Source organism: Streptomyces sp. NPDC087428 (assembly GCF_044744085.1).
Lineage (GTDB): Bacteria > Actinomycetota > Actinomycetes > Streptomycetales > Streptomycetaceae > Streptomyces.
On record NZ_JBIUXR010000002.1, the window covers coordinates 47,100 to 60,764 of the forward strand.

Genomic DNA, 13,665 nt, shown 5'->3' on the forward strand with positions numbered 1-13,665 from the left:
CCCGCCCCTCAGGCGTTGCCGCCGACCCGCTCGCCCGGCAGGGCCACCGCCCCGTCCCGGCCGCCGCGCACCAGCCCGAGCAGCGCGAACGCCGCGAGGACGATCACGGCGACGCCGTACTCCTGCGCGGTGGCGGTCAGTCCGCCCGCGTGGACGACGAGGAACCCGGCGATCACGGCGGGCACCCCCATGCCCAGGTAGGAGACGACGAAGAGCAGCGACAGCACCCCGGAACTCTCGTGCGGCCGGGCCAGCGGCATCACCGTCCGGATGCCGCCCTGGAACCCGCTGCCGAAGCCGACGCCCGCGATGGCGGTGCCGGCGAAGAAGCCGGTGGGGGAGGATCCGTGGATCGAGACGAGGGTGAGGGCCACCCCGGCGATCAGCGCGAGGATGCCGGTGAGCATCACCGTCCGGGTCGCCGCCTTCCGCAGGACCAGCACCGAGACGACAGCCACCCCGGCGAGCACGAACAGGCTCAGCCCGCCGAGCACTTCGGACCTGGAACCGGTCAGCTGCCGCGCGAGGGACGGGCCGAGTGACCCGTACAGCCCGGCCAGCGCCCAGACGGCGAACAGCACCGGCGCGGCCACCAGCATCGGGCGGCGTACGGCGCGCGGCAGCTTGATCTCCGGCGCCAGGCTGGCCAGCGCCCCCGGCTTGCGGGTCACCGTCTCCGTCATCAGCGCGACGGCGACGGCCTGGAGGACGAAGACCGCCAGCAGTCCGAGGTAGACCAGATGCGTGGGGGCGGGCAGGAACTGGACGACGAGGCCGGAGACCAGCGCGCCGGTCGCCGTGCCGATGCCCGGGACGACCGCGTTGGTGATCGTGCCGCGCGGCCGGTCGATGTCCATCATCCCGGCCCCTATCGCGCCGAGCGCGGCGCCGGTGGACAGACCCTGGACGATCCGGGCGACCACCAGTCCCGACACGCCGTCGGCGGTGGCGAACACGACCATGGAGGCGGCCTGCGCCGCCAGCGCGGCCAGCAGCACCGGCCGCCTGCCGACGTGGTCGGAGAGCTTGCCCAGGGTGAGCAGCCCGAGCAGTACGGCCACCGCGTAGACGCCGAAGACCGCGGTGGTGGTGATCGGGTCGAAGCCCCATTCGGCCTGGTAGACCGCGTAGAGCGGGGTGGGCGCGCTGGAGGCCGCCAGGAACGAGATGGTGATCGAGGCGAGTACGTACAGCGCCACGTTGGGCGGCAGTCGCCTGACCCGCGCGGCTCCGGCGCCGGCGGACGCGTTCGAGGTGCGCGCCGGTTCGGACGCCGGAACGACCGAGAGATTCGTCATGACCGTTCCCGTCCGAAGCATGAGTAGACCTGTCTGTTCAATAGCGCCCCAGATTAGACAGACAGGTCTACTCAGGTCAAGCGGGGGCTACCGTTCCCCGGCGGGCTCCCCGCGGCGGGTGGCGTGCAGGCTGCCGAGCAGGGTGAGCGCCTGGGCGTCGGCGCTGTCCGGCTCGGCGTGGTAGATCACCAGCAGCTGTCCCGGCGCTCCGCGCACATCGAAGGACTGGTAGGTGAGCGAGAGGGGCCCGACGTCGGGGTGGTCGAGTTCCTTGGCGTCCTGGGTCTTCCCGTAGACGGTGTGCGAGGCCCAGAGCGCGGCGAAGTCCTCGCTCGCCCCGGTCAGGGTGTCGATCAGCTCGTACAGACGCGGGTAGTGGGGGCCGAGGCCCGTGGCGTGGCGCAGCCCGGCGACGACCGCCTCGGCCGATCTGTCCCAGCGGGTGAAGAATCCCCGTGCCGCCGGGTCGAGGAACGTCATGCGGGCGAGGTTGTCCACTGCTTCGAACGGGGAGAACAGCGCCTCGGCCAGGGCGTTGGCCGCCAGGAAGTCCTTCGCCGGATTCAGGACGAACGCCGGGGCGTTCGTGTAACCGTCGAGGAGCTGCCTCAGCGGTGTACCGACCGCCTCCCTCGGCAGGTCCCGGTTGTCCTCCCGTACCACGCCCGCCAGCCGGTACAGGTGCTCGCGCGCCGCGTCGTCCATGCGCAGGGCGCGGCCGATCGCGTCGAGGATCTGCGGGGAGGGGCCGCGCTCGCGGCCCTGTTCCAGCCGGGCGTAGTAGTCGCTGTTCATTCCGGCCAGGACGGCGACCTCCTCCCGTCGCAGCCCCGCCACCCGGCGCGCGCCGTACGAGGCGAGGCCGACGTCACCGGGTCGCAGGCGGGCACGGTGGGCGCGCAGGAAGTCTCCGAGATCGTTGCGGGTCACCCGTCCAGGCTATGCCGCCCCCCGGTGGTGTGCCTGGGTACGCCGTACCCAGGCACAGCCTGTCCTGGCTCCCGCTCCCGCCGCGGCACAGGCTGGCCCGAAGACACCTGCGGACGAAGGAGAACGTGATGGGCCAGCAGCCAGCAGCCCCGGCCGGTGAGCGGGCGGACGTGGTCGGTATGTGGGTGACCGCGGACGGACACATCCGCCAGGAACTGCGCGCCGACGGCCGCTACGACGAGGCCCGCGGCAACCGCCCCAGCGCCTACACCGGCCGGTACACGGTGACCGGCGACCACCTCGACTACGTCGACGACACCGGCTTCACCGCCACCGGCGACATCCGCGACGGCGTGCTCTTCCACGAGCACCTCGTCCTGCACAAGGAGGACCAGGCGTGACCCACACGGCCAAGACCATCCTGATCACCGGCGTCAGCGGCGGCCTCGGCCGCGCTTTCGCCACCGCGGCCCTGGCGGCCGGCCACACCGTCGTCGGCACCGTCCGCAACGGTACCGACGCGGCGGCCTTCACCGCCCTTCACCCGGAACGCGCCCACGCCCGCATCCTCGACGTGACCGACGACGAAGCCGTGTTCGCCGTGACGGGCGAGGTGGAGGAGGCCATCGGCCCCGTCGACGTGCTGATCGCGAACGCCGGCTACGGCCTGGAAGGGACCTTCGAGGAAACCTCCCTCGCCGACCTGCGCGCCCAGTTCGACGTCAACGTCTTCGGCGCCGCCGCCACCATCCAGGCCGTCCTGCCCTTCATGCGCCAACGGCGCCGCGGGCACATCCTGGCCGTCACCTCCATGGGCGGCCTGGCCGGCTTCCCCGGCGTCTCCGCCTACTGCGGCAGCAAGTACGCGGTCGAAGGCATCCTCGAAGCCATCGGCAAGGAAGTCGCCGCCTTCGGCATCCATGTCACCGCCATCGAGCCGGGCTCCTTCCGTACCGACTGGGCCGGGCGCTCGATGATCCGCGCACCGCGCACCATCCCCGACTACGACGACGTCTTCGAACCCATCCGCGCCGCCCGCCAGAAGGCCGACGGACACCAGCTCGGCGACCCGGCCCGCGCCGCGGAGGCGCTCCTGCGGATCCTCGGCACACCCGATCCGCCCGCCCACCTGGTCCTCGGCTCCGACGCGCTGCGCCTGGTCCGCGCCGGCCGCGAAGCCGTCGACCACGACCTCGACACCTGGAAGGACCTCACGCTCTCCACCGACTTCCCGCAGACCGGCCGGTAGGGGCCGGGGGCCTCCGCGGACAGACCACCTAGTCCTGCGGGAGATCCTCGAACTCCCAGGAGTGTCCGGGCTCGTGGCCGGTGAACAGCCAGCACGCCTGTCGCAGTCGGGGGGCGACGGCGGGGTCCACCTGTTCGCAGGGCGCGGCGCAGACGTAGGTGAATTCGCCCTCGTTCCAGCGCAGCCATACGTCAAAGGTGCCGCGTCCCATGCTGTCCAGGCAGTCGGCGTGCTCACCGGTATGGCCCTTGCCGAGTTCACAGGTGAGCCAGTCGGGGAGTTCCTCGGTCTCCGCGGTGTCCGCTCGGCGGTGTGCTTGCGCGGTCCGGAACCAGGGCGGGCGGACGGGTGAGTTGCAGTGGATCACCATGGGCTCTCCGGTTGAGGTGGACGGTCCCGGCCCGGACGGTCACGGGGTGGCTGTGGCGCGGCCGGCCGTCTGCGGCGCGGCGTGGGCGGAGCGGCCGTCCGGTGAGCGTCACCAGCAGGCCGACAGCGGGGTCGAGCACGGTGAGCACGTCGGGCCCACCGGCTTCCAGACGCGCTATCGCCTGCTCCTGCTGGTCCGGATCGTGTGCCCACGCCCGGAGTCCGTCCGGGGCGGCGGAACCCCGAAAGCCGATCGGCCGGACGTCCCGTGGGCCGCGGGGCGTGAGATCGGGGACGCCGGGCCCGTCCGCGAGCCGATGCGCCTGTCGTCGAAGCCACCGGAGCGCGAACCGGCGGTTCGCCACGGTCGCCCTGCCGAGCGAAACCGCCCTCCCGCCGGCCGTCGCCGTGACCTCCACCAGGTAGGCCGCGCCGGTCAGCGGGCTCACAGCACCTCACCCCGACTCCGCGCGTTGCGCCGTGCGTTCTCCGCTCGCAGCCGCTCTATGGCATCCGCGGGACGCAGGTGCTCGGGCCCGGCTTCCCACTCGGTCCCGCCGCAGACCGGCCGCAGCGACCAGTACGGGCCGGCGACTCCTCGGAACTCACCCACGCGGCCTTGACGGCTGGTGTCCACCAGGAGCGTTCCGGGGGCGGGAAGGTGGTGAGGTCGTCCGTTCAGAGAAACGTTTTCCGTGCACACGATCGTGCCTCTCCGTAGCCGTTCCACTACCAAGGCGGCCCAGCGTGGCCTACCGTCGGGCGGTACTCAACGTGGCAGGTACGGAGAACACATTGGTAAACATCAAGGAGTTGAACCCGGACGCGTCACCGGAAGCGGCGTACGGTGCCCGGTTACGCAGGGCACGAGAGGCGCGCGACTGGAAGCAGGACGACCTCGGCGGACGGATCGGGTACACCGGACGGCACGTCTCCGGCGTCGAGAATGGTCGTAAACCGCCAACCCGCAGGTTTTCGATCGGTGTTGATGCCGCACTGGGGCTCGAAGGAACAGCTGATTCCTTCGAGCGCGAGTGGCGGGACATCCGGCACGGCAGTCTGCTGGAAGGCTTCCCGGAGTACGTGGGATACGAGGGCAGGGCAGCGGAGATCCGGCTGTACGAGGTAGGCGTCCTGCCCGGTCTGCTCCAGACCCCGGAGTACGCGACAGTCCTCGCCGAGAGTGCCGTCAAGCGGAGAGCGATCAGCACCGAGCAGGCGCACGAGCGGATCAGCCTCGTCGCGGAGCGGCAAGCCGCGCTCGTACGGAAGTCCGCTCCGCCGCTTGTCCTGGTGGTGCTGGACGAGAGCTGCCTCCGCCGGCCCGTGGGTGGATCAGCCGTCATGGAGGCGCAGTTGGCGCGGCTGGTGGAATTCGCCGAGCTGCCGAACACCGTGCTCCAGATCGCCCCGTTCAGCATGGGGGAGCGCCGCCCGTTCAACCTGCCGCTGTACATCCTGACGCTCTCGGACCGCCAGCTCATGTCGTACGCGGAGTCCGCTCAGCAGGGCCACCTCGACCGGGAAAACACTTCCGTGGTGCCCCTGTTGACCGCCTACCATCAGTTGCAGGCTGAAGCGCTCTCACAAGCGGCATCCGTGGCCATGATCGAGCAGTTACGAAAGGGCACCCCGTGACAACCGACTCCCCCCGCTGGTTCAAGTCCTCCTACAGCGACAACGGCGGCGCCTGCGTCGAGGTTGCCGCCAACGTCGCCGCCTCGCGTGGCATGGTCCCCGTCCGTGACTCCAAGGATCTGAGCGGCCCCGTGCTGACCGTCCCCGCCAACGCCTTCGCCTCCTTCGTGGCAGGCGTCAAAGCCGGAGAGTTCGGCACCGTCTGACCGACCGGTTCAGCGGAGCCCCATCATGCGTCGCGTGGTGGGGCTCCGCCGTACCCGGAAGTCCCCCGCGTCGCCCGGACCCCAGGACAACTGGACCGAAAACCAGCATCCCTGCGACCGCGCGGGCGTCCTAGCATCAGCTACAGGCCGAATCGCTCTCCCAGGCGGCATCCGTGGCCATGTTCAAGCAGCTACGAAAGGGCACCCTGTGACGACTGAATACCCCCATTGGGCCAAGTCCTCCTACAGCAACAACGGCGGCGCCTGCGTCGAATGGGCCCCGTCCAACGCGTACGCGACCGGCACCGTCCCCGTCCGCGATTCCAAGCACCCGAGCGGCCCCGTGCTGACCGTCCCCGCCAACGCCTTCGCCTCCTTCGTGGCGGGCGTGAAGGCCGGGGAGTTCGGCACCGTCTGAACAACCGAGCACCCGGAGGCCCGTCACGCACCGCGTGGTGGGTCTCCGCGTATCTCGTTGGACCCGGCGGCGCTCACCGGCGACAGTGTGGCCCATGACTTCTCATGTACATCACGTCACCGTCGACTGCGCCGACGCCTACCAACTCGCCACGTTCTGGGCCGAGGTGCTGGGCGCCTCCCTCGCCGACGACGATTTCCCCGGTGACCCCGAGGCCCTCGTCGAGACCCCCGGTGCCGCGCTGCTGTTCATCACCGTGCCCGAACCGAAGAGCACCAAGAACCGAATTCACTTCGACATCCAGCCGGACGACCGCACCCGGGACGAGGAGGTCGAGCGGCTGCTCGCCCTCGGTGCCACGCTCGTCGCGGATCACCGCAAGCCCAACGGGCGGGGCTGGGCGACCCTGGCCGATCCGGAGGGCAACGAGTTCTGCGTGGAGTGCAGTGCGCGCGAGCGGGCGCTGCTGACCGGGACGCGGCTGCCGGTCACGGCGGACGACGTGACCTCTGCCGTGCGCCTGGCGGTGGCCGCACTCAAGGAGGCTCCGGCGGCCGGCTGGCACACCCCGGCGGGGACGCTCACCTGGACCTGCTGGGAGACCGTGGAACATCTGAGCGACGACCTCTTCTCGTACGCGGCCCAACTGGGGCCGCAGTCGCCGCCGTTGGACCAGGTTGTGCCGTTCCACTGGGCCGTGCGCCACGAGGGCGGGCCGGCCAACGCGATCTTCGCCGACCCCGCGGCCGGTACCGCGGGCCTCTTGCAGGCGCTGGAGGCCACCGGGGCCATGCTGGCGGCGATGGTCCGCTCGACGGCCCCGGAGGTCCGCGCCCACCACAGCTACGGGATCTCCGACGCGGAGGGATTCGCCGCGATGGGCATCGTGGAGACCCTGGTGCACACCCATGACCTCGCGGCGGGCCTCGGCGTCGGCTGGACGCCGCCCGCCGACCTCTGCGACCGGGTGCTGGCCCGGCTCTTCCCCGACGCCCCGGACGACAGCGACCGGTGGACCGTACTGCTGTGGTCCACCGGCCGCGCGGATCTGCCGGGGCGTGAGCGGGTCACCTCGTGGAAGTGGCACGGGGCGCCGCTGGAGGAGAAGCCGCAGCCGTAGCCCCGGACCGCCGCTGGTGGGGGAACCAGTTCGCCGCTCTCGCCTCCCGGCCGACGCTGCTGACGTTCCGTCACCGGTCAGCCGGCCGCGGCGGCCGGTCTCCGTTCGGGCCTCACGCGCCCAGCGCCGGGTAGTCCGTGTAGCCGCGGTGGTCGCCCCCGTAGAAGGTCGCCCGGTCCGCGGGGTTGTAGGGGCCGCCGGCCCGCAGCCGCTCCGGCAGGTCCGGGTTGGCCAGGAACAGCGCCCCGTACGAGATGACCGACGCCACGCCCTCCTCGACCAGGGCCAGCGCCTCGGGGCCGGTCGGGCCCTCGCTCGCCGGGTTGAGGACGAGCGTGCCGTTGAACTCCTTGCTCAGCGTGGCGGTCAGCGCCCGGTCGTCGGCCTTGGCCTCGACGATGTGCAGATAGGCGAGCCCGACCGGTTCGATGGCCTGCACCAGCGCCCGGTACGTGGCCTCCGGTGCGGGCTCGTCGATGTCGTTGAACGGGTTTCCGGGCGAGATCCGGATCGCGGTGCGCGCGGCTCCGATCCCGGCGGCGACGGCGCGCACGGTCTCGGCCGCGAACCGGACACGGCCCTCCACGGAGCCGCCCCATTCGTCGGTGCGCAGGTTGGAGTTGGGGGCCAGGAACTGGTGGATCAGGTAGCCGTTGGCGCCGTGCAGCTCCACGCCGTCGAACCCGGCGTCCACCGCGTTGCGCGCGGCGGTCACGAAGTCGGCGATCGTGGTCCGGATCTCGGTGCCGGTCAGCTCGCGCGGGGTGACGAAGTCCTTCGGGCCCTCCTGGGTGAAGACCTGGCCCGACGCGGCGACCGGGGAGGCGCCGACCGGGGTGAGCCCGTCGGGCAGCAGGACCGGGTGGCCGATGCGCCCGGCGTGCATGAGCTGCGCGAAGATCGTGCCGCCCCTGGCGTGCACGGCGTCGGTGACCGCGCGCCAGCCGGCGATCTGTGCGTCGCTGTGCAGCCCGGGGGTGCTGGGGTAGCCCTGTCCGACGGCGGAGGGCTGGACGCCCTCGGTGATGACGAGCCCGGCCGAGGCGCGCTGGGCGTAGTACTCGGCGGTCAGCTCCGTCGGTATGCCGCCCTCGCCCGCCCGGCTGCGGGTCATCGGGGCCAGGGCGATGCGGTTGGCGAGCCGCGTGCCGGCCAGGTCGAGCGGGTCGAATGCGGTGGTCATGGAGAGCCCCCAAGATTTATGTGGTCGGCCAAGCATCTGCGACGCGTGCCACTGTAACGCATTACTTGGCCGACCAAGGTAATGTTGCCGGGAAGTCTCCGGCACTCGCGGCGCGACCGCCCCGGGGCCCGCCGCGCACCACCCCGAGGAGTCCCGATGACGTCCGATCCCGCCTGTACCGAGCTGCCGAGCGCCGCCCGGGGCGGCCCGGTCAGCCATGCCGTCTCGCGGCTCGCGCGGCTCCACCGGATCGCGGCGGGGAAGCTGCTCAAGAGCGCGGGCCTCTACCCCGGCCAGGAGTTCCTGATGATGTACCTCTGGGACTCGGGTGCGGTGCGCCAGTCGGAGGTGATCAAGGCCGTCGACCTCGATCCGTCCACGGTCACCAAGATGCTTCAGCGCCTGGAGCAGTCCGGACACGTCCGCCGCAGCCCCGACCCGGCCGACCGCAGGGCCGTCCTGGTCGAGGCCACCGACAACAGCTGCGCCCTGCTCTCCGACGTGGAGCGGGCCTGGACGAATCTGGAGGAGCACACCCTCGCGGGCCTGGACAGGGGCGAGCGCGAGGAGCTGGCCCGGCTGCTGGCCCGGGTCGAGGAGAACCTCTGCCGGGAGACGGCGGACTGCCCGGAGAACCGCTGACCGCGCCCGCCCGCGCCGGGGGTCAGCCGGACAGCACGTCCAGCGCGCGGTCCACGTCGGCCTCGGTGTTGTACAGGTGGAAGGACGCCCGCAGATTTCCGGCCCGGTCGGAGACCATCACCCCGGCGCGCTCCAGGTCCGCCGCCCGGTCGCCGAGTCCGGGCGCCGCGACGACGGCCGTCGTCCCCGGCACCGGCTTGTGCCCCAGCCCGGTCAGCCCCGCCCGGAACCGGGCCGCGAGCCCGGTGGCGTGGTCATGGAGGGCGTCGACGCCGATCTCGTTCAGCAGCGCGAGGGAGTGCTCGGCGCCGTGGTACGGAAGGAACGCGGGCGCTTCGTCGTAGCGGCGGGCGCCGGGGGCGAGGGTCCGGACCGGTTCGTAGAGGCTGTTCCACGAGTCCGCCGCCGCGACCCAGCCGGGGAAGACCGGCGCCAGCGACCGCTGCGCCTCCTCGGTGACGGTGAGGAACGACGTGCCCCGGGGGCAGAGCAGGAATTTGAAACCGCCGGTGACCGTGTAGTCGTACGTCCCCGCGTCCAGGGGCAGCCAGCCCGCGGACTGGGTGGCGTCCAGCAGCGTACGGGCGCCGTGGGCGGCCGCAGCGGCCCGCACGGCGTCCAGGTCGGCGAGCCGGCCGTCGGCGGACTGCACCGAGGAGAAGGCGACGAGAGCGGTCTCCGCGCGCACCGCGTCGGCGAGGTCCGCCAGTGGGACGTACCGCGTCCTGAGGTCGCCGCGGACCGCGAACGGACTGGTGACCGAGCTGAACTCCCCCTCGGGCGCGAGCACTTCGGACCCGGCCGGCAGGGAGCAGGCGATCAGCCCCACATGGACGGCGACGGAGCTGCCGACCGCGACCCTTCCGGGGCCGACACCGGCGATCCGGGCGAATCCGTCCCTGGCCCGCTCCACCGCCTCCGCGTCACCCGCGCCGGCCCTGCGTCCGGTGGCGTTCTCCTCGGCGAGGGCCTTCACCGCGTCGACGGTCCGGCGGGGCAGCAGCCCGCAGCTGGAGGTGTTGAGGTAGGCGGTCTCCGGCGCGAACTCGGCGTCGACCGCACGGCTGAGCGAAGAGATCATCATGCGCCCAGCCTGAAGCCCCCTTGACTCATAGTCAATCACCAAGAGTTAAGGGGTGACCCCAAGCGATGCTTATGTATGCGGGTGACCGGAGGTCAGCCGTTGCCGCCGGCAGCCGGAACCTCGCACGCGCCGTCGGCGTCGCACGCCGCCGCGTCCCCGCCGATCGCGGTCAGCGGGCGGTCCTGCCACGCCTGTTCCAGCGCCTGTGCGAAGACCTCGGCGGGCTGGCCGCCGGAGATCCCGTACCGCCGGTCCAGCACGAAGAACGGCACCCCGTTGGCACCCAGTTCGGACGCCTCCCGCTCGTCGGCCCGCACCTCGGCCGCGTACGCCTGCGGGTCGGCGAGCACCGCACGCGCCTCGTCGGCGTCCAGACCGGCCTCGACGGCGAGCTCGATCAGCACGTCGCCGTCGAACACGGACCGCTCCTCGGCGAAGTTCGCCCGGTAGGCGAGGTCCAGCAGCTCGTCCTGCCGGCCGCGGGCCTTGGCCAGGTGCAGCAGCCGGTGGATGTCGAAGGTGCTGCCGTGGTCACGCCCCTCGGTGCGGTAGCCGAGCCCTTCGGCGTGCGCGTTGGCCGCGACGTTCGCCTCCATGGACCGGGCTTCCTCGGGGGTACGGCCGTACTTCTGCGCCAGCATGTCGATGACCTGCGCGGTGTCGCCCTTGGCGCGCCCGGGGTCGAGCTCGAAGGAGCGGTGCACCACCTCGACCTCGTCGCGGTGGGCGAACCCTGCCAGGCCCTTCTCGAAACGGGCCTTGCCGATGTAGCACCACGGGCAGGCGATGTCGCTCCAGATCTCGACGCGCATGACTCTTCTTCTCTCCAGGCTCTCGGGCGGCCGCTCACGCGGCACGGAGGGACCCTCCGCTCTCTCTGAACGCGTGTCCGGGCCCCGGTCATTCCCCGGGCTCGCCTCCGGCGCCCGGCACCGTCAGGCGCAGCACCAGATGGGTGCCCGCGCGGGGGTGCGCCGGGTCGGGGGTCCAGCCGTGGGCCACGTAGAACGACTGGGCGCGGCTGTTGTGGACGAAGACCTCCAGGCGGGCCTCCGCCACGCCGTCCCGCTGCCAGGCCGCCACACACGCGTCGTGCAGTTCCGTCCCGATGCCCCGGCGCCAGTGGGCCGGGGCGACATGGAGCTGGGTGAGGTGCATGACGCCGTCGCGCACGGCGTGGGCCGCGATGCCCGCGAGGACACCGTCCCGTTCGGCGCAGAGCACGGTGGACTCGGCCCGGCCGATGGCGCGCGCCCAGCCCTCCCGGCTGCGGCCGACCTCCTCGGAGCCCTGGTACTCCTCCTCCGGGAGGTGGCCCCGGTAGTAGGTGGCGCGTGCCTCGGTGTGCAGGTGGACTATCGCGTCGAGATCGGCGGGGGCCGCGGTTCTGATCATGGTGAAGGGGACGCGTCCGGCCGTCCGGAGGTTGCGGTCGTGTCCGCCCCTGACGAACGGGACGGCCGAGGCGGCGGAGGGTGTCCCGGCGGGGCGGGGCACCCTCCGCCGCTGATCGTCTAGATCTTGCCGGCGCCGGCCCCGCCGGTCACCGAGGAGACGACGGACGAGGCCGGTTCCGCGGTGTACGAGTACGGCACCTGGGTCAACGTGCCGACCTGCGAGATCTCGGTGGCCGCTCCGCCGAGGTCGTTGCCGCGCTCCACGACGTAGCCGTCCTTGTCGCTGTCACGGATGGTGGTGATGGCGACGCCGGTGCCGCGGAAGACGTTGTTCTCCACCAGCATCTGCGCGCCCATCCGGGAGTGCACGGCTGTCGAGGCGCCCACGACGTAGTTGTCGTAGAAGTGCCCGGTGCCGAAACGGAGGCTGGGGATACGGGAGTTGACGTTGTTGAAGTAGTTGTGGTGGTAGGTCACACGGAGGTGGCCGGTGTCCTCGCTCGCGTTGCTGTCGCTGTGGCCGACCAGGCTGCCCTTGTAGTGGTCCTTGAAGGTGTTCCAGGAGACGGTGACCTGGTCGGAGGCGTGGGTGATGTCGAGCAGGCCGTCGTAGTAGTCCTTGTCGTGGTCACGGTCGGCGGAGAAGGTGTTGTGGTCGATCCACACCTTGGTGGACTTCTGCACGGTGATCCCGTCGGCGGGGGCCACCGGCTTGCTGATGTTGAGATTGCGGATCACGATGTTCGTCGAGTTCTTCAGCCGCAGCCCGCCGCCGGTGAACCCGGAGGCCGAACCGACGCCGAGCACCGTGGTGTTGGACCCGACGTCGACCTGGCCGCTCAGCGAGATGATGCCGCTGACCTTGACCGTCTTGGCGGCGGTGCCGGTCACGGCCGTCTTGAACGCGGCGAGGCCGGTAACGGTCACGGCGGCGGAGCTGCCGCCGCCGGTCGTGCCGGCGCCGTAGCCCACGGGGGAGGATTCGGCGGCGCCGGCGGCGCCCGGAAGCAGGGCGACGGAGACGACGGCGACTGTCGCGGCGGCGAGGGCCGTGAGACTGCGGCTACGGGTGCGGAGGTGGGTGCGCATGATGTCCCTTCGGTACGACGACGTGCGGGAGGGTGCGGTGCTGGGCGGCTCGCGAGCGGTGCGGTGTCTGCGCTCGCGAGCCGCTGTCTCCCTGTTGTCGTCGCCGGGGAGCCGGGGGTTGCCGGGTCGGGGACGCAATTTCGCGGAGGGGCCGGCGGACGGGTCAGCGGAAGGCGTCGGCGTTCTCCGAGGCCCACTGCCGGAACGGGCGGGCCGGCGTTCCGGTGACCTGGGCGACCGTGTCGCGCACCCTGAGCAGCTCGTCGTTCACGTCTCCGCCGGTGACGTCCAGTACCGCGTCCGCGGCTTCGGCCCCGAACACGGCGGCCATCCGCGCGTGGGCCTCCTCGCGGCTGATCTCGGCGAAGGGCACCTCCCGGCCCAGTACGGCCGCGATGGCCTCGGCCTGCCCGCGGGCGCTCACCGGCTCCGGACCGGTCAGGGCGTACGCGCGGCCGCGGTGACCGGGCTCGGTCAGCGCCACCCGTGCCACCGACGCGATGTCCGCGGGGTGGATGGTCGGCAGCGCGGTCTGCGCGTACGGCGCGCGGACGGTCTCGTGGCCGCGGATGGAGGCGGCCCACATGAGGGCGTTGGAGGCGAACTGCGTCGGCCGCAGGATCGTCCAGGCCATGCCGCTCGCTCCGAGCAGTTCCTCCACCGCCAGGTTCTCACCGGCGGGACCGAGGCGGGGGTGGGTCAGGACGGTGATCGACGACACCAGCACGACGTGCTCCACACCCGCCCGCCGGGCGGCTTCGAGGATGTCGGCGTCCGGGCCGAGGCGCGACACGAGGAACATCGAGCGCACCCCTTCCAGCGCGGGCTTCAGGGACGCCGGCTCCGCGAAGTCGCCCTCCACGGCCTGGACCCCGTCGGGGAAGGTCACCCGTGAGGCGTCACGGGTGAGCCCCCTGAGCGGACCGGCGCCGGTTGCGTGCAGTTCCTTCAACAGCGCGGTGCCGATGTTTCCGGTGGCTCCGGTCACGAGGATCATGAGCGTGTCTCCCGTCGTCAGGTGATGAACCGGACCACACGCTAG

17 protein-coding genes are annotated in these 13,665 nt (G+C 71.7%); 7 read left to right on the forward strand and 10 right to left on the reverse strand.

What is annotated here, in order from left to right; translation table 11 throughout:
* Positions 1-8: 8 nt before the first annotated feature.
* Positions 9-1,298 carry an MFS transporter gene (locus tag ACIO3R_RS03915; RefSeq protein ID WP_402103053.1) on the reverse strand — a complete coding sequence of 430 codons (1,290 nt, stop codon included), beginning with the start codon at positions 1,296-1,298 and terminating at the stop codon, positions 9-11.
* 87 nt (positions 1,299-1,385) lie between these two features.
* Complete coding sequence (locus ACIO3R_RS03920) at positions 1,386-2,228, reverse strand: helix-turn-helix transcriptional regulator (protein WP_385035306.1); 843 nt, start codon at positions 2,226-2,228, stop codon at positions 1,386-1,388.
* 128 nt (positions 2,229-2,356) lie between these two features.
* Here ACIO3R_RS03920 and ACIO3R_RS03925 point away from each other — a divergent pair, with 128 nt between their 5' ends.
* Both ACIO3R_RS03925 and ACIO3R_RS03930 read left to right on the forward strand, forming a co-directional pair.
* Complete coding sequence (locus ACIO3R_RS03925) at positions 2,357-2,629, forward strand: Atu4866 domain-containing protein (RefSeq protein WP_402103056.1); 273 nt, start codon at positions 2,357-2,359, stop codon at positions 2,627-2,629.
* Entirely contained in the window at positions 2,626-3,477 is an 852-nt protein-coding gene (locus tag ACIO3R_RS03930; RefSeq protein WP_402103059.1) for an oxidoreductase, read from the forward strand. The genes ACIO3R_RS03925 and ACIO3R_RS03930 overlap by 4 nt, the downstream gene beginning before the upstream one ends.
* A gap of 28 nt (positions 3,478-3,505) precedes the next feature.
* On the opposite strand, the gene ACIO3R_RS03935 is transcribed toward ACIO3R_RS03930, so the two are convergent.
* Both ACIO3R_RS03935 and ACIO3R_RS03940 read right to left on the reverse strand, forming a co-directional pair.
* On the reverse strand, positions 3,506-3,847 hold the full coding sequence (locus ACIO3R_RS03935) for a hypothetical protein (RefSeq protein WP_385035312.1): 342 nt from the start codon (positions 3,845-3,847) through the stop codon (positions 3,506-3,508).
* Between the two features lie 444 nt (positions 3,848-4,291).
* Complete coding sequence (locus ACIO3R_RS03940) at positions 4,292-4,549, reverse strand: hypothetical protein (RefSeq protein ID WP_385035313.1); 258 nt, start codon at positions 4,547-4,549, stop codon at positions 4,292-4,294.
* A 92-nt stretch (positions 4,550-4,641) separates the two neighbouring features.
* Here ACIO3R_RS03940 and ACIO3R_RS03945 point away from each other — a divergent pair, with 92 nt between their 5' ends.
* The 4 genes from ACIO3R_RS03945 (at position 4,642) to ACIO3R_RS03960 (ending at position 7,228) form a co-directional block, all read left to right on the forward strand.
* On the forward strand, positions 4,642-5,484 hold the full coding sequence (locus tag ACIO3R_RS03945) for a DUF5753 domain-containing protein (protein WP_385035353.1): 843 nt from the start codon (positions 4,642-4,644) through the stop codon (positions 5,482-5,484).
* Positions 5,481-5,690: a DUF397 domain-containing protein gene (locus ACIO3R_RS03950; protein ID WP_385035315.1), complete on the forward strand. Its 210-nt coding sequence runs from the start codon at positions 5,481-5,483 to the stop codon at positions 5,688-5,690. The genes ACIO3R_RS03945 and ACIO3R_RS03950 overlap by 4 nt, the downstream gene beginning before the upstream one ends.
* 208 nt (positions 5,691-5,898) lie before the next feature.
* Positions 5,899-6,108, forward strand: coding sequence for a DUF397 domain-containing protein (locus ACIO3R_RS03955; protein WP_402103063.1), 210 nt, complete (start codon positions 5,899-5,901; stop codon positions 6,106-6,108).
* Positions 6,109-6,202: 94 nt separating this feature from the next.
* Positions 6,203-7,228, forward strand: coding sequence for a VOC family protein (locus ACIO3R_RS03960; RefSeq protein WP_385035319.1), 1,026 nt, complete (start codon positions 6,203-6,205; stop codon positions 7,226-7,228).
* A gap of 112 nt (positions 7,229-7,340) precedes the next feature.
* Here ACIO3R_RS03960 and ACIO3R_RS03965 read toward each other — a convergent pair whose 3' ends face one another.
* Complete coding sequence (locus ACIO3R_RS03965) at positions 7,341-8,411, reverse strand: alkene reductase (RefSeq protein ID WP_402103067.1); 1,071 nt, start codon at positions 8,409-8,411, stop codon at positions 7,341-7,343.
* A 156-nt stretch (positions 8,412-8,567) separates the two neighbouring features.
* Between ACIO3R_RS03965 and ACIO3R_RS03970 the strand changes: the two genes are divergently transcribed.
* Entirely contained in the window at positions 8,568-9,053 is a 486-nt protein-coding gene (locus ACIO3R_RS03970; protein WP_385352737.1) for a MarR family winged helix-turn-helix transcriptional regulator, read from the forward strand.
* A 22-nt stretch (positions 9,054-9,075) separates the two neighbouring features.
* Here ACIO3R_RS03970 and ACIO3R_RS03975 read toward each other — a convergent pair whose 3' ends face one another.
* The 5 genes from ACIO3R_RS03975 to ACIO3R_RS03995 all read right to left on the reverse strand — a co-directional run bounded on the left by ACIO3R_RS03975 (position 9,076) and on the right by ACIO3R_RS03995 (position 13,620).
* Positions 9,076-10,137 (reverse strand): aminotransferase class V-fold PLP-dependent enzyme, encoded by a 1,062-nt coding sequence (locus ACIO3R_RS03975; RefSeq protein WP_402103070.1) that lies wholly within the window; start codon positions 10,135-10,137, stop codon positions 9,076-9,078.
* A gap of 92 nt (positions 10,138-10,229) precedes the next feature.
* The gene (locus ACIO3R_RS03980) at positions 10,230-10,949 is read right to left on the reverse strand and encodes a DsbA family oxidoreductase (RefSeq protein ID WP_385035327.1); all 720 of its coding nucleotides are present in this window, start codon (positions 10,947-10,949) and stop codon (positions 10,230-10,232) included.
* An 88-nt stretch (positions 10,950-11,037) separates the two neighbouring features.
* The gene (locus ACIO3R_RS03985) at positions 11,038-11,532 is read right to left on the reverse strand and encodes a GNAT family N-acetyltransferase (protein WP_385035329.1); all 495 of its coding nucleotides are present in this window, start codon (positions 11,530-11,532) and stop codon (positions 11,038-11,040) included.
* 119 nt (positions 11,533-11,651) lie between these two features.
* Positions 11,652-12,623 carry a polysaccharide lyase family 1 protein gene (locus ACIO3R_RS03990; protein WP_402103075.1) on the reverse strand — a complete coding sequence of 324 codons (972 nt, stop codon included), beginning with the start codon at positions 12,621-12,623 and terminating at the stop codon, positions 11,652-11,654.
* 163 nt (positions 12,624-12,786) lie between these two features.
* The gene (locus ACIO3R_RS03995; protein WP_402103078.1) at positions 12,787-13,620 is read right to left on the reverse strand and encodes an NAD(P)H-binding protein; all 834 of its coding nucleotides are present in this window, start codon (positions 13,618-13,620) and stop codon (positions 12,787-12,789) included.
* Positions 13,621-13,665 lie beyond the last annotated feature (45 nt).